Raw genomic sequence first — 23458 nt, 5'->3', positions numbered from 1 at the left:
ACGGTATAGATCCCCAACCCTCCTGCAAGCGTCGCAGAAGGAAGATAGGTGGCCGACTTTTACGCCGCCCGAAGCGGGACTATCCCGCCGCTACCGTGGACTAATTTTGCACCGCCGCTCTCAGTCGCAGATCATCCGCATGGTCGAAGAGGCTCAGGGCTCCAAGCTGCCCATCCAGGCGATGGTCGACAAGGTGACTATGTGGTTCGTGCCGGCAGTCTTCGCCGTAGCAGCGCTGACCTTTGCGGCCTGGCTCTATTTTGGCCCGTCGCCCGCGCTCACCTTCGCGCTGGTCAACGCCGTCGCCGTCCTGATTATCGCTTGCCCATGCGCCATGGGTCTGGCGACGCCAACCTCCATCATGGTGGGCACTGGTCGCGGCGCCGAACTGGGCGTGCTGTTCCGCAAGGGCGAAGCGCTTCAGTTGCTCAAGGACGCCAAGGTCGTGGCACTCGACAAGACGGGAACGCTGACCGAGGGCAAGCCTGCACTGACCGATCTGGGACTGGCCGCTGGCTTCGTCCGCTCGCAGGTCCTGGGGCTGGTCGCTGCGGTCGAGACCAAGTCGGAACACCCGATTGCCAGCGCGATCGTGGACGCGGCTACACAGGAAGGTATCGCACTATCGGCCGTGTCGGACTTTGAGTCGGTGACGGGCTTTGGGGTCAAGGCCGTTGTCGACGGCAAGCGGGTCGAGATCGGCGCAGACCGCTACATGGTCGAACTCGGCCATGACGTGGCAGAGTTCGCCAAGGTTGCGGAGCGTCTGGGTAACGAGGGCAAGTCGCCTCTCTATGCCGCAATCGATGGCAAGCTCGCGACGATCATCGCCGTGGCCGACCCGATCAAGGACACCACGCCTGCTGCAATCAAGGCCCTGCACAATCTCGGCCTCAAGGTCGCGATGATCACCGGCGATAATGCCCGCACGGCGAAGGCCATTGCGGCGCGGCTGGGGATCGATGAAGTGGTGGCCGAAGTGCTGCCAGACGGCAAGGTCGAAGCGGTTCGCCGCCTCAGAGCCAAGTACGGCAAGGTCGCCTTCGTTGGCGACGGCATCAACGACGCCCCGGCGCTAGCCGAGGCAGATGTGGGTCTCGCCATCGGCACAGGTACGGACATCGCCATCGAGGCGGCGGACGTGGTGCTGATGTCGGGCAGCCTGCAGGGCGTACCGAACGCGATCGCGCTGTCGAAGGCGACGATCGGCAACATCCGGCAGAACCTGTTCTGGGCCTTTGCCTACAACACAGCTCTGATCCCGGTCGCGGCAGGCGTGCTCTACCCTGCTTATGGCATCTTGCTCTCGCCAGTGTTCGCGGCGGGCGCCATGGCGCTGTCGAGCATCTTCGTGCTTGGCAATGCGCTGCGGCTGCGGGGATTTAAGGTAGCGAACTGACAAACTGCGGCAGCCGACCCTATATCTGGGTCGGCTGCCGCGCCATTTAGGAGAACACTTATGAATATAGGACAGGCATCAAAGGCGTCGGGCGTTTCGGCCAAGATGATCCGCTATTACGAGCAAACCGGCCTCATTCCCGCCGCCGACCGCAAGGCGTCGGGCTATCGTGACTATTCGACCACCGACGTCCATATGCTGCGCTTCATCCGCCGCGCACGCGATCTCGGTTTTTCGGTTGCCGAGATCAGCGATCTTCTTGGCCTGTGGCGTGACGGCACAAGGCAAAGCGCCGAGGTCAAGCGCCTAGCGCAGGGCCACATCGACGAACTGGAAAAGAAGATCCGTGGCCTGCAGGACATGGCCCGTACCCTCACCACGCTGGTCAACGCCTGCCACGGTGACCACCGACCCCATTGCCCAATCCTGCAAAGCCTCGAGACTGATCCGGAGGATGAGGATCTGTCGATCCGGCCTCGCTCCGGCGCAGTCGCACGCCAGTCGCATTGAGGCAAGACAATGCCGCTGTGATCCGGCACGGCCTCGGTACCCCACCCACTATCGACGTTTCAATGACTTATCATGCCAAACGGCGTCCAAACCCTGCGCCGTTTCACACTTAGGGCTATGCCGAGACCTTGGCCCATGCGGATTGAACGTCAGCTATCGTTTCTCGGTAGCCACAACTTGCCAGCCCGCTTCCCCCATGCAGCCGTTCCAGACCGCATATTATGCGAATTCACCGACATCCGCTTCCTGCGAAGAGACCAAAACACTCCTCAATTCTCAACCCTAAATCTGGGACACAGGTGCTGACGGCGGACAGAACCGCACCAGCAGCGGGTCGCACGACGTCTATGGTCTGGCAGTGGAGGCGTGGGCACCCACTTGGCCAGCCAAACAGGCCGTAGCCCTACATAGCGATGAGCCGGACGATGATCAGCAGGCGGTCCGCGATGATATCATCATGCTCTCCGATGTTTGCTATGTCATTGTAGGTGCTGGCGTAATCACTCAGGTACGGGATAATCCCGCGCACTTCATCCCGCTGTGCCTTGGTGGTGCTATTGCCCTCAGCGAGCGCATGGGCGAAGCTCTCATGTCCGGATTTTGGATGGCTTCAGGCATATGACGGCCTGCTGTACCAGGTTGCGAAATGCTCGAAGCGACTACCTATGAGTTGGCCGGCCAGGCTGTTGGACTGCTTGCGCTGGTCTTTTGCGTCGCGGCGTTTGCCAGCAGAAGCGATGATCGGCTACTGGTTATCCTGATACTGGGCAATATCGCCTTCGCTATTCAGTTCGCGCTCTTTGGGTCCTGGGTCGCTTCCGGCGTCTCAGCGGTGATCATTCTTCGTATCGTGCTGGCGCGACGGAAGCCTGGAAGCTGGACGGGCATGCTGGCAACTTTTGCGGTAACCGGCACGGTCGCTACCGTGACATGGGGCACCCCTATGGATGCCTTCCCCCTAGCTGCGGGATTGATCGGAACCTATGCAATGTTCATGCTGCGGGGCATACCTATGCGCCTTGCACTAGCCGCCGCTGGGCTTTGCTGGATCGTCACCAATTTTCTGATCGGATCAGTTGGGGCGCTTGCTGCGGAGGCATTCATCCTCGCCGCGAACCTTTTGACGATCACCCGAATTGCCCGGGGCAAGCCACGCAAAACGGCTAGACTCACACCCTGACCACCAGGCCGATGCGGCCGGGTTGCTCTCTATCGATCCATCCATGTGCATCGTGCCGGTTAGGCGGGTCTGGAAGTAGGAATAAGCCACTGAAAGCGGGGAATGGCACCTCGTCTGGGGAGCCAGGTCGCGTCACAAGGAAACCCTGCCCGGAACTGCGTCGGTGATTGCCTATCCTGCAGACGAGATCCGTCGTTTTCAGGATTGCTGTACTTGCTGCGGCGAAAACGTGACGGCGGACGTCCCCGCCGACCGACGTGTGGAGATAGGCCACATTCTCCGTTCCCACAAAGGTTACAAAGGCGCTATCCCCTGTCCGCCGTATATACTCGAGATGAAGAGCTCATCTTAGAAATGTCCGACGGGAAGCCTAATCTCATGACATTACAAACGATGCTACTGATCGGAATCTCCGCCGGCACCTTCATTGCAGCCGCGAGCGCAGCGAAAGTAAATCAGCAGAGTCACAGACGATCCTCTCACCGACGAAACCAAAAGCACGCCATCCCGTTGTCTGGTCATGGCGTCGCAAGCTAAACCACTTATTCTGATCACCGGCGCTGGTGGGCGTATCGGCACCAGACTCATCGCGCATCTGGCCGCGGACTTCACCATCGTGGGACTTGATCGGGAGCCAGAAGCGAACCTGGCCAATATCTATGCATGCGATCTGGTCTCCGACAAAAGCGTCACCAGCGCCCTGGATTCAATCAGGACTGATCACGGCGATACCATCGCTGCGGTTGTCCATCTGGCGGCCTTCTTCGACTTCAGCGGCGAGGACAATCCGCTCTACAAAACCGTTAATGTCGACGGCACGCGCCGATTGATCCGCAAGCTCCAATTCTTCACCGTCGAGCGCTTCATTTACGCGAGCACCATGTTGGTGCATGCGCCCGGCAGGCCCGGAGAGCTCATTACCGAGAAGACGCCGCTCAAACCAGGCTGGGCCTATCCAAAATCCAAGGCGGCGGCCGAGCGCACCATCGCCCGTGAGGCCGGCGACATGCCCTACACGGTGCTGCGCCTGGCCGGTGTGTATGACGAAAAGATTGCCGTTCCGACCTTGGCGCAACAGCTGACCAGGATCTATGAGCGCGACTTTGAAAGTGGCCTTTATGCCGGCGATCCGGATGCGGGGCAGAGCTTCCTGCACGCCGACGATATGGCCGATGCGATCAAGGCCACCATTGAGCGGCGCGCCACCCTGCCCCCGCGCGGTGCCATCCTGGTCGGCGAACCTGGCGCACTCAGCTACCAGGTTCTGCAGCGCCGTATCGGCGAGTTTATCCATGGGGAACACGAATGGGCGACTATCACCCTCCCCAGGCCACTCGCCAAGGCCGGGGCTTTCGTGCAGCATGCGCTGGAGCCCGCCGTGCCCGACAGCTTCGATCAGGGCGAAAAGCCTTTCATCCGCCCGTTTATGATCGATATGGCCGACGATCACTATGCGCTGGACATCACCCTGGCGCGCACGCAACTCGGCTGGCAGCCCCAGCACCGCATCGAGACCGTGCTCGAGGACTTGGTGGCCAACCTAAAGGCCGATCCGATCAGCTTCTACAAGGCCAATAAGATCGTGCCCCTCGCCTGGATGATCGAGGCGGCGGACAACAATATGAATCCCGACACGCTCCGCAGTCGCCACGAAGCAACGGTCAAGCGCGAACATTTCTCCTGGCTTTGGGCGCACTTCGCCAACATCTTACTGGGCGTCTGGTTGATCACGAGCCCAACCCTGCTCAACTATACCCAACCCGCGATGATCTGGAGCGACTGGATCGCGGGCGTCTTACTGGTCGTGTTCGGTGCACTCTCGCTCAATTGGACCCTACCGCTCGCCCGGTTTGGCGCCGGAGTTGTGGGCCTCTGGGTGCTGTTCGCACCCCTGCTGTTCTGGACGCCGTCTGCCGCAGCCTACCTGAACGGCACGGCCATCGGTTCTCTGGCCATTGCTTTCGCCGTAGTATCGCGCCCCTTCCCGCTGATCTCGCCATTGGCGATGCAAACCGGCCCCGATGTCCCGCCCGGCTGGAGTGTCTCTCCCTCCACCTTCCTGCAGCGGGCGCCCATCGTCGGTCTGGCGCTGGTCGGCTTCTTCGTCTCGCGCTATTTGACGGCCTATCAGCTCGGTCATGTCGATGGCGTCTGGGATCCATTTTTTTCGGGCGTCGCGCAGCCCCTGCTCAACGGCACCGAGGATATCATCACCTCCGAGGTATCGAAGGCCTGGCCGGTGCCCGATGCGGGTATTGGCGCGGCGACCTATATGCTTGAAATTCTGACCGGCGTGATCGGCTCCTCTCGCCGCTGGCGCACCGTCCCCTGGCTGGTCTTCATCTTCGGGCTGATGATCGTACCGCTGGGCATAGTCTCGGTCACCTTCATCATCATCCAGCCGATCCTGCTGGGCACCTGGTGTGCGCTTTGCCTCATCGCCGCGACGGCGATGGTGCTCCAGATCCCGTACTCGCTTGATGAACTGGTCGCCACGGGCCAGTTCCTAAAGCGCAAGCGCCAACAAGGCGTTTTGATCCGTGCGTTCCTGTTCGGCGATACCGATGAGGGCGATCGCCAGCATAAGGATGATTTTGGCCGCCCGCCGCGCGAGCTGCTTGCCGATCTTCAAGGCGGCGTCGGCCTCCCCTGGACGCTCGCCGTATCGGTCGTTATCGGCATTTTTTTTATGACCACGCGCCTGACGCTGGGCAGCGAGGGCGCACTGGCCAATGCCGATCACCTGATCGGCGCTTTGGTCATTGTCGCCGCAGTCACCGCCATGGCCGAGGTCGCCCGGGCCGTGCGCCTGCTCAACCTCGCACTGGGCGCGGCGCTGGTCATCATGCCGTTCCTGCTCGGCGCCTCGCTGCTCCAGACCGTCGCCGCGTTCCTAGCTGGGGCGTTGCTGATGGCGTGCAGTCTGCCGAGGGGGAACATCAACGGGCGGTATGGCGGATGGAACAAGTACATCATCTAAGCCATCCGGGTTGGCTCATCGCGGCCACTGTCACCTACAGAATCTTCCTGCGAGCAACGGAACCGGACCGGGCAAGTGGTGTTGAGCTGATGCGCTTCAACGGAGGTTCTCGAGATGGACGTAGGCAACGAGTTTGGATACGTCCAAACCTATCTGCCGCAGCATATCATTGCTATCCGCTTGCTCATCGCAGCTATTTTCGGGGCGATGATCGGCTTCGAGCGAGAGGTGGATAACGCCAACGCTGGTTTGCGGACCCACATTCTTGTTTGCGTAGCGGCTGCACTGTTCACCATACTGGCCTTTGAAATCTATCATACGGTGGGGGATGCGAGCAGCTCACGGGTCGACCCGATCCGCGCGGTTGAAGCCGTGACGGCCGGCATCGCGTTTCTCGGGGCAGGAGCGATTTTTCGGAGTGGCAGTAACGTCCAGGGCCTGACAACCGGGGCCGGAATGTGGCTCGCCGGCGCGGTGGGGATTGCCTCGGCGCTGGGATATTATTTCGTAGCTTTCGGAGTGGCGCTGTTGGCGGTGCTGGTGCTAGCGGCATTGCGGGTACTGGCGCATCGTGTGATCGCCCGAGACGGCAAATCGGAACCCTGAATAGCGTGCATTGAGATACACTATAGCTTGGGTATGCGCTGGGCTACAGTCGATGCCGATGGCGCGACTGCTCAGATGGACAATTTATCTGCGCAATCCGGTATTCGAAATCAAATATGGACGCAGCCTGTCCTTCAAGGCTTACGCGCAATGCCGATTGTCGGCTTACGCCCGTGCCCGCATCGTTCAAGGCCTGTAGGAACGTACACAGTATCGCTGCCTGGAGCTGCGACTTCCCATGGGGTGGCTCCTCGCGATCATTGCCCCAGACGGTCCACAGGTCGACAAGCGCAGGCAAACATGCCGGGGTAGGCTCCTCACGTTCGCCGAGGATGCGCTCACCTCGCTCCAGGGGGTGATGGTGTCGATCTTCCGACTGCGCAATTGTAGGGCACTCTTGTGTTTCCCGCCGCGTTCTTGCCGGCAACATGCTGCCGCAAAGGCCGCAGGGTCATAGTGAAAACACGAAAATGTGACAATCTAGGTGTCATATGAAACGGATGAAACTATAGTTCACTCGCAAATTACCGTCCGCCAGACTAGATAATGAATATTTGTAGAATCTTCCCGCCGAAACAACGAAGGATTTTTCTATAGATACTTAAAACATCTGCAATTCCGGTCGAAATGTGTTAAAAATACGGCGTACCATTAGATACGGAGGAGATACTATGGCTAATTTTCGGGAGAAGTTCGGCAATTATCAGGCATCGAAGAAAGCGCTATTCTGGTCCTGTGCGGGAACCGCAGTCTTGACCATGGTGATTGGGTTCACTTGGGGCGGCTGGGTCACCGGCGGCTCGGCCACCGAGCGCGCCGAGACCGCCTCGGAAGCCGCTGTGGCCTCCCTTGGTGCCGACGTCTGCTTCACCCGCTTCATGGCCGCCGCCGATGTCCAGACCAGCCTCACCGCTTTCAATGACGAAAGCTCGTTCGCGCGAACCAAATATATCGATGATGGCGGCTGGACCACCCTGGGTGGGCAGGACACGCCAATCCGCGGGGCCGCCAAGCTGTGCGCCGAACAATTGGCGGAGGCGGACATCCCAGCGCCCACTGTTGCAGCGCCAGTGGCCACGACCAGTACTGCGCCACTTGCTGAGGCTGAAGCCGCCATCAACTAGGGCGGCAGTCAGATCGCTCGTTCAGGTCGAGGAGGCAAGTCGTTGTCTGGGCGGAATGGATCATTTTGGAGCACCGCTGCGAGCGGCTCTTCAGCCACGACCTTGAGCAAGACTACTTTCACGGCACGGCCTGAATCTCATGAAATACGGCAAAAAAGGGTGCCGAGTCATAGGCTTTTTGAAGAACCGGCCGTGAAACAGCACCCAGGAACCACCTCAAAAAGGGGCGTCATATGGGTACCTAGTAAGGCAACGCCAAAATTCCGCCTGACCATCCCGATGAGTCTCCGGAAGTTTTCGGACATCGGAAATGCAACAGGTCGTCATTATGCTGATCGAGCCGACCTCTGGAAGGCGATCCATGTCAGCTCTTGTTTCCCGTCCCGAACGACTTTGCCGGCCGCCTTATTCCTGACCCGGTTTCAATATCCGCACGAGCGCGGTGTTGCGGAAATAGAAATGCTCCGCCAGCGCGCCTAGCGCATGAATGCCAATCACCGGGATCAGCACCAGCCGCCCGAGTTCGTGTAGTCCGGCGGATGCTTCGTTTCCGCCGAACCAAGCGAGAGCGCCCGTCAGTGGCATAGCGAAGATGAAACCATAGAGCAGCAGGTGCGCCGCATAACCCATCCAGTTGAAGATGGCCGGTTTGTCGTCATGCGCCAGCGGGGCACCGCGGATGAGCCGCACGGATAGCCGCACTCCGGCCAGCGCCAAAATCGTCAGGCCCACTGTTACATGCAGCAAGGCGCCGCCCACTTGCCGCACGGCTTCGCCATCGAGCCGGTCGTCGAACGCATCTTGCACAGCCCCGTTGACCAGCAGTTGGAAGATCACCAGAACGGCAATGGTCCAGTGAAGCACGATCTGCAAAAGCGAGTAACTCTTCGGTGCCATATGCCATCCTCTGCTAATAGCAGAGGAACTCAAACCGCCAAGTGTACGTTCCAAATCGTCACCCACGGGCGGGGCCGATGGCGCACGAAACGACAAGCACTATTCGACACCTGTTTGGGCTGGCTTCGCCCGTTCTGGTCCTGCCTTTGCTTGCTGCCTGCAACGCCGAACAGAGCGCCCTGCATCCTGCGGGCGTCGACGCAGAGGCACAGGCCAGACTCTTTTGGTACATGACCAGCGTCGGCGCAGCGATCTGGTGTGTGGTCATGGGCGCGGCGATATACGCCGTTCTCGGCAAAAAGCGCCCCAGATCTGAGCGGTTCGCCGACCGCTTTGTCTTCTTCGGCGGCGTTGCCTTCCCTGCCGTCGTACTGGGCATCCTACTGGTCTTCGGCCTCGCACTGCTGCCCGATTGGTCGCAAGCCGAGCCGCCCCATCTACGCGTCCATGTCACCGCCGAGCAATACTGGTGGCGATTGGCCTACGAACAGGACGGCATGCGCGTCGAGACGGCCAACGAGCTGCACTTGCCGGTAGGTGCGACGGTCGAGTTCGTGCTGGACAGCACCGACGTCATCCACTCGTTCTGGATTCCGGCGCTCGGCGGAAAGATGGATGCTATTCCCGGCCGCACCAACACGTTGCGGCTGACGCCGACGGAGCCAGGAATCTATCGCGGTGTCTGCGCCGAGTTCTGCGGTGCTTCTCATGCGCTGATGGCATTTCCAGTCGTCGTTCACACGCCCGAAGCGTTCCAGTCCTGGCTGGCGAAGGAGCGAGCCCCGGCGACCCCGGTCGGCAGCGCTGCCTTCGTCGCTGCCGGGTGCGGTGCCTGCCATGTGGTGCGCGGGGTCAGCGCTGCCGGCTCGGTCGGCCCAGACCTCACCCATCTCGCCAGTCGCCGCACCATTGCCGCCGGCACACTGCCCAATACGCGCGAAAATCTCGCGGCTTGGCTGGTGGCGCCGGACCATATCAAGCCCGACGCACGTATGCCCTCGTTTGCGGTGCTACCCGACACCGAGCGCGACGCCATCGTCGCCTATCTGCTGGAGCTCAAATGACCGACAGGAACGCGCAGGAAAAGCAGCTGGCCAAGGTCTGGGCGCGCCCGGAAGGCTGGCGCTATTTCTCGGATGTCAATAATTCGGTCGTCGGAATCTGGTACTTCGTCGCTGCCTTCGGCTTCATGCTGTTCGGCGGGGCGCTGGCGCTAATCATGCGGCTGCAGTTGGCGGTGCCGGAGAACGGGCTGGTCTCGGCCGGCACCTACAACCAGCTCTTCACCCTGCACGGCACAGTAATGATGTTCCTGTTCGCGGTGCCAATTTTCGAGGCCGTCGCGATCCTCATCTTGCCCGCCATGCTGGGCGCGCGCGACCTGCCCTTCCCCCGCCTGTCGGCGTTCGGGTTCTGGTGCTTCCTCATCGGTGGCGTCTTCGTCTGCGGCTCGATCTTTTTCGACGCGGCGCCTGACGCCGGCTGGTTCATGTATCCCCCACTCTCGACCGAACAGAGTGGCATTGGCGCCGATATCTGGCTGCTCGGCCTGTCCTTCATCGAGGTCGCCTCGATCGCCGCGGCCGTCGAACTGATCGCGGGCGTGCTCAAGTGCCGGGCGCCAGGCATGCACATCAACCTTACCCCGCTCTATGGCTGGTACGTCCTGATCGTGGGCGGGATGATCCTCTTCGCCTTCCCGCCACTGATCGCCGGCGACTTCCTGTTCGAGATGGAACGGGCCTTCGACTGGCCGTTCTTCGACGTCACCCGCGGCGGTGATCCAATCCTCTGGCAGCACCTATTCTGGATCTTCGGGCACCCCGAGGTCTACATCATCTTCCTGCCGGCCATCGCCCTGCTCGCCATGATCGTGCCGACCTTCGCGCAACGGCCGATCGCCGGCTATTCCTGGATCGTGCTGTCGGCCATTGGCACCGGCTTTCTCAGCTTTGGGCTCTGGGTGCATCACATGTTCACCACCGGCCTGCCCTCGATTTCGCTCGGTTTCTTTTCGGCGGCATCGGAGGCCGTCGCCATCCCCACCGGCATTCAGATCTTCGTCTTCATCGCCACGGTGATGCTGGGCAATGTGGTGCGCAGCGTGCCCATGCTATTCTGCCTCGGGGCGCTGGCAACCTTCATCGTCGGCGGGCTGACCGGGGTGATGATCGCGGTGGCGCCATTCGATTTCCAGGTCCACGACACCTATTTCATGGTCGCGCACCTTCACTACACGCTGATCGGCGGCATGTTGTTTCCGGTGATGGCGGGCATTCAGTACTATTATCCTTTTGCCGTCGGGAAGCGACTTTCGCGCAAGCTCGGCATCTGGTCGTTCTGGCTCAGTTTTGCCGGTTTTAATATCGCCTTCCTGCCCATGCATCTGACGGGCCTGCTTGGTATGCCGCGCCGCGTCTTTACTTACGGTGCCGATCGTGGCTGGGATTGGCTCAACCTGATCTCGACGATCGGCGCATTCATCTTCGCCGCCGGGTTCCTAACGCTGGTCTGGGACTGTGTTCGCCCCAAGGGCAAGGAGCCCAATGTGCCGCGCAATGTGTGGAATGCCGGCACGCTGGAATGGGCCGGACGGGTGCCCTCCGATGCATGGGGGTTGCGGTCGATCCCGCAGATCGACAGCCGCTATCCGCTGTGGGACGACAAAGCCCTGCTCGAAACCATAGATAGCGGCAAAGGGCTGCTTCCAGACGCCAAAGAGGGCCGCCGCGAAACGCTGGTGACATCGGTGCTGGATGCCCAGCCACTGCAGGTGCTGAGGGTTGGCGGGCCGACCTGGGTGCCGGCCATCGCCGCGCTGGGCCTTGGCGGCGTCTTCATCTTCGCCACCTACAAATGGTGGTGGCTGACGCTGATCGGTGGCATTATCTTCCTCGCGGCCGTGTTCTATTGGCTGTGGACCGGCACTGCTGAAATCCCCGAAAAGCAGACCAAGGACATCGGTGACGGCCGCCGCGTACCGCTCTATGTCGTTGGGGTCCGCTCAACTGGCTGGTGGGCGATGTTCATCACCATGACCGGCGATCTGACCGCCTTTCTCTCGCTGCTGTTCGGCTATTTCTTCTTCTGGACTATTCACCCTGATTTTCCACCGCCTGGCATCGACGGCCCTGGTTGGGTCTGGCCCGCTGTCGCGGCGGTGCTAGTGCTCGCCGCCTGGGGTCTGACGCTGGGTGCTCGGCTGGTCAACGCCTGGGGCAACGCGCAAACGGCGCGCGGCTTGTTGCTGGCCGGCCTAATCATGGCAACGCTTGCGGGCGCTGCGCTGATGGCGGGTCCCTGGACGACGGCGCTCGATCCGACCGCCCATGCCTACCCCGCCATCGTCTGGGCGCTGGTGGTCTGGATCGTACTGCATCTTGCCGCCGGCATGCTGATGCAGGGCTACTGTCTCGCGCGCTCGTTCGCCGGCAAGCTGACGCCGAAATATGACGCGGATCTATGGAACGTCACACTGTATTGGCACTTCACCGGCTTCTGCGCGTTGCTCACCGCAGTGGTCATAGGAGGCTTTCCGCTGCTGCAATGAACGCAAAGCGCGCCCAAAACGAAGTCGAACGCGAGATCGGCTCGGGCACCGACCTTTGGCGGGTCATCGCCGCGCCCATCATTTGGGCACTGCATTTCCTGTTCTGCTACATTGTCGCCGCCGTCTACTGCGAGAAGATGGGGCGCGATGCCGTGCTCGGCGATGCACGGCTGGCTGTCATCATCGCTACTGGTCTGGCGCTTGCCTGCATCGCCCTTACGACCCACCATCTGTGGCGGGTGCGCGGCCGAAGCCTCACCGACAATGATTTTGAATTCGAGCACAACACGCCAGAAGAACGGCATCGCTTCCTTAGCAATGTAGCGCTGATGCTGTGCATCCTGTCCGCCGTGGCCGTGTTCTATGTCTCCATTCCCATGCTCTATCTGTCGACCTGCCGATGAGCACGCGCGTCCTGGCTATCGCTGGAATAGGCGTGCTGCTGCTAGCTTGGGCTGGTCCGCTGCCCGGCCTTGTCCCGACGAGCTTCGTCGCGCATATGATGCTGCACATGAGCGTCGTCGGCATTGGGGTTCCCCTGCTGGCCGCAGGGCTGGCGCCCCATCTTGCTGGCAGAGGTCTGCTTCGCTCGCAAAGTGTGCTGCCCATCGTCGTGAGCCTGCTTGACCTGGTCGTCGTCTGGGGCTGGCACGCGCCATTGCTGCATCACGCCTCCCGCAATTCACCGCTGGCGTTGGTCCTGGAACAGGCCAGCTTCGCCGTCGTCGCCTTGCTCGTCTGGCTCGTGGCCCTGGCGGGCACGGCCGAGACGCGTAGCCATGCTGCGCTGGCCGGCGCGTTAGCGCTGTTCTTCACCTCCATGCATATGACGCTGCTCGGCGCGTTGATCGGCCTAGCGCCGCGACCGATCTACGGGACGCACGATCACCATGGTGGGCTCGAGGTTTCCCTGCTCGCGGACCAGCAACTCGGCGGCGTGATCATGCTCGCCATCGGCGGAATAATCTACCTCGCCGGTGGGTTGATCCTGATTGCCCGCGTGTTGCGACGGCCGGTGGCGTCATGAAGGGCCTGCGCACGCTGCTTGTTGGCGCCGCTGGCGCGGTGCTCGGGGGCCTACTGTTACCGCTGAGCGGGCTCGTGAACTTCGACGCCAGCACGGGTCATTGGGATGTGACCGACTGGTTCTTCGATCTGGCGGCGCGCCAATCGGTAACCCTGCGATCGGTCGGCGTCGAAGTACCAGCGCTCGACGATCCCGCCATGATCATCCGCGGCGCCGGCCACTACGACCTGGCCTGTGCCGCTTGCCACGGCAGCCCCGCCGGGCCGCCCCAACAATTCGCTCGCGACCTGACGCCGACGCCCCCACTGCTAATGCAGCAGATGGAACGCTGGCGGCCCGACGCACGCGTCTTCTGGACCGTCAAGCACGGCATCAAGCGCACCGCCATGCCCGCCTGGCCCACCCAGATGCGCGACGACGAAGTCTGGGATATGGTGGCATTCCTCCAGCAAATACCGGAGCTGACACCAGAAGAATATCAGTTCCAGGCCGGTGATCCGGTACTCGACACCTGCGCCCGATGTCATGGGGAGGACGGTAAGGGCCGCGATGGTGCCTTCCCCCGGCTGGACATCCAGTCACCCAACTATCTCCTGGCGACCCTCAAGGCCTTTCGAGATGGCACCCGCGCCAGCGGCACCATGATGGCCGTCGCACGCACATTGACTGACGAACAGATTGTTACGCTGGCTGAGCGTTACGGCCGGCAGGAGCTCGTTGAAACGACCAAGAACAGTCGCGGCGCGGAAATCGCCCGCAGCGGCATTCCCGAGCAGAATATCGCCGCTTGTGACGCCTGCCACGGCAGCGCGGCGCGTGCCGCTTACCCGCGCCTCGGCGGCCAGGACAAGGACTACCTCATCAACCAGCTCAAGCTGTTCACGACGTTGGGCTCGGAACGTGGTGGCCCGCTAGCCCAGATCATGGCCGACGCGGTTCAGGGGCTGGTACGCGAAGACCTAGAAGCGGTGGCCGAGTGGTATGGCCGCTGACCGCTATTTCGGTAGAGCCTGATGACGGTATCGCCGATCCGCGTTCAGGAACATGCTGGGGTGCATGAGCAGTGGCGAAAGAAGCTCGGGCTGAAGCTCAGCTAAGGTCAATCTCGCCGGTATGGAACGAGACCCCAGGAGCGCCGGAGTTGCGCGCCAGCGAATGAACCTCACAAAATGAGGAAGAGCCCAGTTAAGTGCCAAGTGACAACCGCCGTTTTGCAGACCGCCACCACGTGAACATCAGCAGTTCCGGACCGCCGATGCCCGCACCGGCAGCGCCTCGTCCTGCTCCAATCACCCGATCGTGACCGCTGGCGATGAAACGATCCGCCCGCTGAGACGTACCCGTTGGTCCCATCCGGCGATCCCGTTTGCGTCTGCGCCGGACATAGAACAAACCCCAGAGGCCAATCCGTGAAATCCCTCACCCTTCTTCTTGCCAGCACCATGCTGACGGCAGGTGCTTTCGCTCCCCACGCCTTCGCCCAAGACGCAGCGCCTGCCGGCGAACCGGTCGAAACCGCCGCCCCCAACGCTCCCGATCAGCAGCCGGCCTTCGAAGGCCAGACGCGCGCACCCCAACCCGCCGAACCGGTCGCGGTCGAAACGGAAGTCGTTGCCGACGGCCTGCCCCAACTTTGGGCCATGGAGTTCCTGCCCGACGGTCGCATGTTGGTGACCGGTAAGTCCGGCGTCATGCATATCGTTTCCGAGGCCGGCGAAGCCGGACCGGCGCTTGCGGGCGTGCCCGAAGTCGACAGCCGCGGCCAGGGCGGCCTGCTCGATGTCGCCTTGGCGCCCGATTTCGAAACCTCGAACCGCATCTATTTCTCTTTCGCCGAGCCGCGCGACGGCGGTAATGGCACCTCGGTCGCTTCGGCCACCCTCGTCACCGACGAAAACGGGGGCGGCACCCTCGAAGACGTCGCCGTCATCTTCCAGCAGATGCCGACCTATGATGGCGAACTGCACTTCGGCTCGCGCCTCGTCTTCGGCCCGGAAGACGAACTCTACGTCACCGTCGGCGAACGCTCCGACGTCGAGCCCCGCCAGCAGGCCCAGGATATTTCGAGCGGCCTCGGCAAGGTCTTCCGCCTCACCTCCGGGGGCGAGGCCTTCGAAGGCAATCCCTTCGCCAATGAAGAGGGTGCCATGCCCGAAATCTGGTCGCTGGGCCACCGCAACATGCAGTCCGCTGCTCTCGATGGCGAAGGGCGCCTGTGGACCGTCGAACACGGCCCCGCCGGCGGCGACGAGCTCAATCGTCCAGAAGCCGGCGTCAACTATGGTTGGCCCGAAGTCACCTACGGGCTCGATTATTCCGGCGCCCCGATCGGCGAAGGCATCACCGAAAACGCCGAAACCACCCAGCCGGTCTATTACTGGGACCCCGTCATCGCCCCCTCGGGCATGGCCTTCTACGAAGGCGATGAATTCCCCGAATGGACCAACACCTTCCTCATCGGCGGCCTCGTAGCGCAGGGCGTTGTGGTCATCCATCTCGACGGCGATAAGGTGGCTTTCGAGGAGCGCATCCCGCTCGACGCCCGTGTGCGCGACGTCAAGGTCGGCCCCGACGGCGCCGTCTATGTCGTCACCGAGGACCAGGGTGCCGGCACCTCGCAAATTCTGCGCCTGACCAACGCCGGTTAAACTTCGTGGGGCAGGCTCCCGGCCTGCCCCACCCTAAAAACAGCACCAATTCCGCATCCGCAACCCCACCGCATCGCAGAACACATTGGTCGCCATCCAAGCACATCTCGGACAGCAGCGACGTGCCGAACGTCGAGGCTAGCCTTCTACGCTACCTGGCCCGTAGTGAGTTTGGTCTAGAAGTTGATTGCGATACTGGCGGCAACGGGCAAAGTGCGAATCGATAAGTGGTCGAGTGCAGGTGTCATATGCATCGCCGTCACAGATGCTGCACGAGAAACCAAGCGTCGACCGTTCAGCCGCCTTCTCAAGTCGCGGCTCTGTGTACTTTCGGGGGCAAAATCCAGCACGATGCGGAACCGTGGCCAATTTGTGGCGTTCCGTCTCATTGCTTTGTTGGAGGTATCCATGGCCACGCACGAATTGTCACGACCGAACCGTAAAGGTTTGGGCTTCTGGTGGACGATGTTGGTGGCTTTGGCGCTGGTGATATTTGGCCTTCCGATTGCGGCAGGCGGGCTTTGGCTAATCACCCTTGGTGGATCCTGGTATTACCTTCCCGCCGGGATCGGGCTGTTGCTGACCGCCTATTTTCTGTTCCGTCGGGAGATGGCGGCGGTCTGGACCTATGTCATCGTTTTTGCCGCTACTGTGATCTGGGCGCTTTGGGAAGCGGGCTTGGACGGCTGGGCGCAGGTGCCTCGGCTCATCGCGCCCACGGTGGTGCTGCTGCTGGTTTTGACGACGCTTCCAGTGCTCCGAGGCTCTGTGCGGCGCTTCGGCTCCGGCATGGCCGCAGCCATGGTAACCTTGGCCGGTGCGCTCGGGGCAATCGGTGTGGCACAGGACAGCGTGGACAGCGCATTTGCGCAGGAAACCGAGCAGCCGGCCGAGACGGATCCAGAGGCGACGCCACCTGCAGCTGCTCCGGCGGTTCTTGCTACGCCAGCTGCGCCAGTTGAACCCGAAGCACCGGTTGCGAGCTATGTGGCGCTCGAGACGGGCGTGGACTGGCCGGCTTACGGCGGCACGCACAAGGCGGCCCGCTATTCGCCGCTGACCCAGATCACCCCGGACAATGTCGGCCAACTCGAGCAGATCTGGGAATTCAGGACCGGCGATCTGCCTGAGAACGGCGAACCGTTCGGCAATCAGAACACGCCGGTCAAGGTCGGCGACCGGCTTTATCTCTGCTCGGCACTCAACAAGATCAGTGCGCTTGATGCGGCGACCGGCGCCGAACACTGGACCTATGACCCGAAAACGTCTGTGGACGCCATCGGCTACAACGCGTCGTGTCGGGGGCTCGTATATTTCGAGGACCCGACGGCGGACCAGACAGAGCCGTGCGCAACGCGCGTGGTCAACCTCACCCATGACGCACGGATGATCGCGCTCGATACTGAAACGGGACAGCTCTGCGCCGATTTCGGCAATGGCGGGATCGTCAACCTTCTTGAAGGTATCGGCGATACGGCACCGGGGTTTTATGCGCCGACGTCTCCTCCGACCCTGGTGAGGGACGTGCTGGTCGTGGGCAGCCAAGTCAGCGATGGCCAGACGCGCGAGGCTCCCTCGGGCGTTATTCGCGGCTATAGCGCGGTGACGGGCGAGCTTGAATGGGCTTGGGACATGGGCCGCCCAGGTGAAACCGGACTGCCGCCCGAAGGGGAAATCTATACCCCTGGCACGCCCAATATGTGGACCATCGCCTCGGGCGATGACGAGTTGGGTCTGGTTTATATGCCCATGGGCAACTCGGCCGTGGACTATTGGGGCGGTGACCGCTCGGACGAGGAGAACACCTATTCGACCGCCATCGTGGCGCTCGATGTCGAGACCGGCGAAGTGCGCTGGCACTACCAGACGGTGCACTATGACGTTTGGGACTATGATCTCGGCGGTCAGGGCTCGCTGGTGGACTTTCCTACTCCCGATGGCCCCGTGCCGGCCATCGTCATGCCGTCCAAGCAGGCGCAGTTCTATATCTTGAACCGCGAGACGGGTGAGCCGCTGGTCAATATCGAGGAGCGTCCGGCGCCGCAGGGCGGGGTCGAGCCCGAGCGGCTTTCGCCGACCCAGCCTTATGTGACGGACTTCCCCAACCTGCTCAAGCCGATCATCACCGAGGCCGATATGTGGGGCACGACGCCGCTCGACCAGCTGTGGTGTCGTATTCAGTTCCGCCAGGCCTCCTACCAGGGCGCGTACACCCCGCCGACGGTCGATCAGCCCTGGATCCAGTTCCCCGGCTATAATGGCGGGTCGGACTGGGGCGGCGTGGCGATCGACCCGGAAAAGGGCATTTTGATCGCCAACTACAACAACATGCCCAACTACAATCAGCTCATCCCGCGCGAGGAAGTGGACGCCCTGGGCGTGCTGCCGATCACCGATCCGAACTATGATGCGGATGCGGGCGGCGGATCCCACGGCAGCATTAGCCCGCAGGCGCTGACGCCCTTTGGCATCCGCGTCAATGCGGGGTGGCGGGTGCCGTTCACGGGGCTGCTGTGCGCGCAGCCGCCCTACGGCGGGATCGCGGCGATCGATCTCAACACACGCGAAGTGCTGTGGGATCGCCCGTTCGGCTCTGCGCGCAAGAACGGCCCGTTCGGCATCCCCTCCATGTTGCCGCTGGAAATCGGGACGCCCAACAATGGCGGCGGGGTGATCACCGCTTCAGGTCTGTTCTTTATCGGGGCGACGACGGACGACATCCTGCGCGCCATCGATATCGAGACGGGCGAGGAAGTCTGGCAGACGGTTCTTCCGGCGGGCGGCCAGGCGACGCCGATGACCTATGAGGCCAATGGCCGACAGATCGTGGTGATCAACGCAGGTGGCCACGCCTTCATGGAGACCCCGATCGGGGATTACTTCATCGCCTATGCGCTGCCGCAGGGTGGCGAGACGGCCCAGCCTTGATCGGCGGCGTCCCCGGGCCGAGCGCCCTGGGACGCCACGAGGCTTTCCCTGAAGACTTTCCAAGCTGGGATGGAAACGGACATAGCGTCAGCCTTTTCCTTCAATATGAGCTATTGCGGACCGCCGCCGTTACCGGACACGCTGTGGGGACGGTGGAATTTCGACCCGGTTCTGCTGGCCGTAGCCGTAGGTTGCGCGGTGCTAATTATCGTCTTTGGCGGCGGAAACCTGCTATGAGGCTGGCTCACCCGTCAGTCTTCGAACCGACATTTGTTGATTTGTGATGGTTGGGATGGGAGGGATCATGCTCGAAGCCGATTTAGGCCACGGCGCTGGCGACGAACAAGCGCTCCTCAAGACGGGGGCCTTGCAGAACGCGATCTTCAATAGTGCCAATTTCTCAAGCATCGCGACCGACTCCAAGGGCGTCATTCAGATCTTCAACGTTGGGGCTGAGCGGATGCTGGGCTATGCGGCAGCCGAAGTGATGAACATGATCACGCCGGCCGACATTTCCGATCCGCAAGAACTTGTCGCGCGTGCGGGCGCGCTGAGCTTGGAACTTGGAACCCCAATCGCGCCAGGCTTCGAGGCCTTGGTCTTTAAAGCCTCGCGTGGGATCGAGGATATCTATGAGTTGACTTACATCCGCAAGGATCAGAGTCGGTTCCCTGCGGTGGTGTCGGTCACCGCCCTGCGCGATGCCCAGGATGCCATCATCGGCTATCTCTTGATTGGCACCGACAACACTGCACGTAAGCTGGCGGAAGACACTCTGCTCAGGGTCGGCGCTTTGCAGACCGCGGCCTTGAAGACGGCGGCGGATGCGATCAACGACGCGCGCATCTATTCCGAAGCCATCGTGCAGACCATTCGGCAGCCCTTGTTGGTCCTCAACGGCGACTTGCGTGTGCGCTCGGCCAACCCGGCCTTTTATGAACTGTTCAAGGTTCAAGAGGCGGAGACCGAAGGGGCCTTGGTCTACGAACTTGGCAATGACCAGTGGGACATTCCACGGTTGCGGATCATCTTGAGCGAGGTCGTATCGAACAATCAGTCGTTCACAGGCGTCGAAGTCGAGCACGACTTCCGCGAGATTGGGCGACGCGTGATGGTGCTCAACGCGATCAAGCTGACGCGAGAAGACGAAGGCGATGAACTGATCCTGCTTGCGATCGAAGACATCACCGAGAGAAAACAAGCCGTCGCGCATCAGCAGCTTCTGGTCGGCGAACTCAACCATCGCGTGAAAAACACGCTGGCGACCGTGCAAGCCATTGCCTCGCAGACGCTCAACGACAGCGCGACGATGAGGGAGGCCCGCGAGGCCTTCGACTCGCGATTGAGCGGGCTCGCCACAGCACACGATTTGCTGACGCGTGGGAACTGGGCCGGCGCGGACTTAGTGGACATCGTCACGGACACAGTCCAGCCGCATGCAGGCGGACAGAACCGCTTTCGCGTTGAGGGGCCGCGTGTCCAACTTGACCCAGGCCCCGCGTTGTCACTAGCGATGGCGTTGCACGAGTTGTGTACGAACGCCGCGAAATATGGGGCGCTTTCGACCAAGACTGGCCACGTCGATATCGTCTGGCGGCTCACCGGCGGCGGTCAGGATCGGCGCCTGCAGATGCGCTGGACTGAAAGCGACGGGCCAATTGTCGTTGCGCCAACGCGAAAGGGCTTCGGTTCACGCCTCATCGAGCGGGCTCTCGCCATGGAACTTGGCGGCGATGTGGCCGTTGCGTACGAAGCGTCCGGCGTTATTTGCGCCATCGATGCTCCGATGCCAGTGGACGATAAGCAGGGGCCGGATGGAAGTTGATACCAAGGCGCATCGCATACTCATCGTTGAAGACGAAGCGTTGATCGCGATGCAACTCGAGAGTTCTCTGATGGGGCTTGGGCATAATGTGAAAGCGATCGCCACGCGCATGGACAAGGCAGTCCTGCTCGCTCGCACGATCGATATCGACTTTGCCATTCTCGACGTCAACGTGGCCGGTATCCAGTCATTTCCGGTCGCCGATATCCTGCGCGGGCGTGGCATTTCTTTTATGTTCGCCACGGGGTACGGGACCGCAGGCCTTGTAGACGGATATCGCGACGAGGTCACTTTGTCTAAGCCATATGGATCTGAGGAACTAGCGCGAGCCTTGGCGCGGGCATTTCGGGCGCCATTGATTGCGGCCTGAAGAGTTCGCTGCAAAGCACCTCGATTGCGACGTAGCTTAAGGCAGGCTCATGAGCGGAATTCTCTTAGGTCGCTGTCACGGCGGGATCTGATAGCGAAAGCTCGCGGGGTGCGATGCGCAAAGCTCGCAACGCGTTCAAAATGACGGCGACGTCGATCGCTTCCTGAAGCAGCGCCCCCTGCACGGGTGTCAGGTAGCCGAACGCTGCGGCAATCATTCCTAGGATCGACAGGCCAATCCCCGCAGCGACGCTCTGGAGAGCGATCCGGCGCGCGCCTTGGGCGATTTCGATCCCTGGCAATAGGCGATCTAGGTGGTCGACCAGCAATACGATATCCGCCGCCTCGGCGGAGGCAGCAGCCCCTCGCGCGCCCATAGCGACCCCCCACATCCGCTGCCGCGAGAGCGGGCGCATCATTGACGCCGTCACCCACCATCATTACCGGGCCGCTCTCCCGTTCCGCCAGGACCAACCTTACCTTCTGATCAGGGGACAGCTCGGAGTGGATAGCGTCCAGGTTCAACCCCTCGGTAATGGCTTCAGCTACAGCACGGCGGTCCCCTGTAGCCAGCATGATGCGACCTACCCCCAGACGCCGGAGCCCCACCAGCAACTCAGGCGTACCGGTACGCAAAGCGTCGGCCATGACGATGTGCCCCACGAGCTTTCCGTCGATGGCCACTGCAACCAGGGCAGAGCCTGCGCCGAGAATTTTGCTCTCAGGTGCGGTGGCACCGATCTGGTCAGCGACGAAGCTAGCTCCGCCCACGACCACGTTTCGCCCATCGATCGTTCCCGCGAGGCCTTCTCCCGGAATTTCCATCAACTGCTTGGGGATCTGCAGATTGGTGCCTCGTTCACGCGCTGACGTCACGATTGCGCGCGCCATCGGATGTTTGGATGCCTGTTCGAGGGAAGCCGCGAAGTAAAGCACCTGATCCTGGGACATATCTTCTTGGGTGTCGATGGAAACGATCTGCGGGCGTCCGTCTGTCAAGGTTCCGGTCTTGTCCAGGATCAGAGTGTGAATACCCGCCAAGGCTTCGAGTGGCTTCGCGCCTTTGATCAGGACCCCATATTGCGCTGCCCGCGACAATCCGGCCACCAGGGCAACCGGAACCGCCAGGATCAGCGGGCACGGCGTTGCGACCACCAGGACAGCTACGGCCCGTATGGGGTCGCCGGTAAGCCACCACGCCGCCGTCGCCAGGGTGACCGTGATGAGCAAGAACAGCAAGGAGTAGCGGTCGGCCAGTCGAGCCATTGGTGCCTTTGACGCCTGCGCCGCTTCGACTAACCGCACGATCCCTGCATAGGTGCTGTCCGACGCGCGTCGAGTGACCCGAAGATCGAAAGCCTCGCCCGCATTCGTTGAACCACTCATCACATCCTGGCCGCGCCTCAGCCGTACCGGCATCGACTCGCCCGTCAGCGCCGACTGGTCCAGAATGGCCCGCTCGCTCTCGACTGCTCCATCCACAGGCGCAACGTCGCCCTGCCGGATCAGGAGGAGGTCATTCGGCTCGATATCGTCCAAGGGCACGTCATCCAGCGCGCTACCGCTGTGCCGGGTCGCGGTTCGCGGCACACGGGACAGAAGCTGGCTCATTTCGCGACGAGCGCGGCCTTCAGCAAAACTCTCGAGGAAGGTTCCGCCGGAATACATCAACGCGACAACAGCTGCCGCTAGGGTCTCGCCGAAAAACCAAGCGGCCGACATTGAAAGAGCGGCGACGATGTCAAGGCCAACCTCGCCTTTCGCGAGGCTGCGGACGATCTCGACAATGAGAGCGGCCAGCACCGGAATGACACCGGCGGACCATGCGGTCGTGGCAAGCTCCGGTTTCCCCGCCAGCATCAGGCCAAGTCCCGTTGTCAGTCCGACCAGTGCCACGACCAGCAGTGCAACGTTCAGGCGGTTGTGCAGCGATGTGGGCATTGAGTGTGTAATCCCTGGATCGAATTCTGCATCAGTCTCGAACAGCATTTCGCTACGCGAGGGTGCTCGTTCTCTATAGCATTGGCGACGCCGTATTGGTCTTGTCCAAGCGTCTTAAGCGGCCGCTATGCTGGCGATTGCCATGCTCGCTGGATTTCCTCACATCTGGTTCTGTTCAGATAACTCAACCATGGGTATCTGCCCTAATACCCAAGGAACGCGAGGATGGTGGGCACCAACTTCCTGGCCGACCGCCCTGCACCGATTAGGGTGGCTGACGCGGAGGAAACCCAATTCCCGTATCCGGCCAGGAACAAGCCGGGCTGCTTGCTGGACTGCCCCTCTTTAAGGTGTCAACGGCGGAGTAAAATCCGGCCATTAGGCGGAGCAAGACCAGGCCACCTTTGGCGCGCACATGAGACCGCCGGGAGGGCATAGCCCGAGCGGGGGTCTCATGTGCGCGTGCGATTTTTG

The 23458-nt window shown here is 61.6% G+C and carries 16 protein-coding genes and 1 pseudogene; 15 read left to right on the top strand and 2 right to left on the bottom strand.

Annotated features, from left to right (window positions below; genetic code table 11):
- The 6 genes from ACX3OZ_RS19950 to ACX3OZ_RS19925 all read left to right on the top strand — a co-directional run.
- Positions 1 to 1399: heavy metal translocating P-type ATPase (locus ACX3OZ_RS19950; RefSeq protein WP_459105364.1), on the top strand; the 1399-nt coding region annotated here is incomplete at its 5' end.
- A gap of 60 nt (positions 1400 to 1459) precedes the next feature.
- Positions 1460 to 1909, top strand: a complete 450-nt coding sequence (gene cueR, locus ACX3OZ_RS19945; protein WP_459105363.1) for a Cu(I)-responsive transcriptional regulator — start codon at positions 1460 to 1462, stop codon at positions 1907 to 1909.
- 646 nt (positions 1910 to 2555) lie between these two features.
- Positions 2556 to 3089, top strand: coding sequence for a YgjV family protein (locus tag ACX3OZ_RS19940; RefSeq protein WP_459105362.1), 534 nt, complete (start codon positions 2556 to 2558; stop codon positions 3087 to 3089).
- Positions 3090 to 3609: 520 nt separating this feature from the next.
- Complete coding sequence (locus tag ACX3OZ_RS19935) at positions 3610 to 6069, top strand: NAD-dependent epimerase/dehydratase family protein (protein ID WP_459105361.1); 2460 nt, start codon at positions 3610 to 3612, stop codon at positions 6067 to 6069.
- A gap of 114 nt (positions 6070 to 6183) precedes the next feature.
- Positions 6184 to 6675: an MgtC/SapB family protein gene (locus tag ACX3OZ_RS19930; protein WP_459105360.1), complete on the top strand. Its 492-nt coding sequence runs from the start codon at positions 6184 to 6186 to the stop codon at positions 6673 to 6675.
- 671 nt (positions 6676 to 7346) lie between these two features.
- Entirely contained in the window at positions 7347 to 7799 is a 453-nt protein-coding gene (locus ACX3OZ_RS19925; RefSeq protein ID WP_459105359.1) for a hypothetical protein, read from the top strand.
- A gap of 405 nt (positions 7800 to 8204) precedes the next feature.
- On the opposite strand, the gene ACX3OZ_RS19920 is transcribed toward ACX3OZ_RS19925, so the two are convergent.
- A complete protein-coding gene (locus ACX3OZ_RS19920) occupies positions 8205 to 8696 on the bottom strand; it encodes a cytochrome b (protein ID WP_459105358.1) in 492 nt (163 codons plus the stop codon).
- A 146-nt stretch (positions 8697 to 8842) separates the two neighbouring features.
- On the opposite strand from ACX3OZ_RS19920, the gene coxB reads away from it, so the two are divergent.
- From coxB to ACX3OZ_RS19875, 9 genes are all read left to right on the top strand, one after another.
- Positions 8843 to 9760, top strand: a complete 918-nt coding sequence (gene coxB, locus ACX3OZ_RS19915; protein WP_459105366.1) for a cytochrome c oxidase subunit II — start codon at positions 8843 to 8845, stop codon at positions 9758 to 9760.
- Entirely contained in the window at positions 9757 to 12246 is a 2490-nt protein-coding gene (locus ACX3OZ_RS19910) for a cbb3-type cytochrome c oxidase subunit I (RefSeq protein WP_459105357.1), read from the top strand. Before coxB ends, ACX3OZ_RS19910 begins: the two co-directional genes overlap by 4 nt.
- Positions 12243 to 12650 carry a hypothetical protein gene (locus ACX3OZ_RS19905; protein WP_459105356.1) on the top strand — a complete coding sequence of 136 codons (408 nt, stop codon included), beginning with the start codon at positions 12243 to 12245 and terminating at the stop codon, positions 12648 to 12650. Before ACX3OZ_RS19910 ends, ACX3OZ_RS19905 begins: the two co-directional genes overlap by 4 nt.
- Entirely contained in the window at positions 12647 to 13273 is a 627-nt protein-coding gene (locus tag ACX3OZ_RS19900; protein ID WP_459105355.1) for a cytochrome c oxidase assembly protein, read from the top strand. Before ACX3OZ_RS19905 ends, ACX3OZ_RS19900 begins: the two co-directional genes overlap by 4 nt.
- Positions 13270 to 14265: a c-type cytochrome gene (locus ACX3OZ_RS19895; RefSeq protein WP_459105354.1), complete on the top strand. Its 996-nt coding sequence runs from the start codon at positions 13270 to 13272 to the stop codon at positions 14263 to 14265. The genes ACX3OZ_RS19900 and ACX3OZ_RS19895 overlap by 4 nt, the downstream gene beginning before the upstream one ends.
- A 450-nt stretch (positions 14266 to 14715) precedes the next feature.
- Entirely contained in the window at positions 14716 to 15921 is a 1206-nt protein-coding gene (locus ACX3OZ_RS19890) for a PQQ-dependent sugar dehydrogenase (RefSeq protein ID WP_459105365.1), read from the top strand.
- A gap of 183 nt (positions 15922 to 16104) precedes the next feature.
- Positions 16105 to 18849, top strand: coding sequence for a membrane-bound PQQ-dependent dehydrogenase, glucose/quinate/shikimate family (locus tag ACX3OZ_RS19885; RefSeq protein WP_459105353.1), 2745 nt, complete (start codon positions 16105 to 16107; stop codon positions 18847 to 18849).
- 304 nt (positions 18850 to 19153) lie between these two features.
- Positions 19154 to 20674, top strand: coding sequence for a sensor histidine kinase (locus tag ACX3OZ_RS19880; RefSeq protein WP_459105352.1), 1521 nt, complete (start codon positions 19154 to 19156; stop codon positions 20672 to 20674).
- Positions 20664 to 21044, top strand: a complete 381-nt coding sequence (locus tag ACX3OZ_RS19875) for a response regulator (RefSeq protein ID WP_459105351.1) — start codon at positions 20664 to 20666, stop codon at positions 21042 to 21044. Before ACX3OZ_RS19880 ends, ACX3OZ_RS19875 begins: the two co-directional genes overlap by 11 nt.
- Positions 21045 to 21108: 64 nt before the next feature.
- On the opposite strand, the pseudogene ACX3OZ_RS19870 reads toward ACX3OZ_RS19875, so the two are convergent.
- Positions 21109 to 22984 (bottom strand): annotated as a pseudogene (locus tag ACX3OZ_RS19870) (heavy metal translocating P-type ATPase).
- Positions 22985 to 23458: the final 474 nt, after the last annotated feature.

The sequence above is a fragment of the Devosia sp. A369 genome (genome assembly GCF_054489345.1).
The sequence above is the reverse complement of the archived record's forward strand: the minus strand, read 5'-3'. Positions and strand labels throughout refer to the sequence as shown.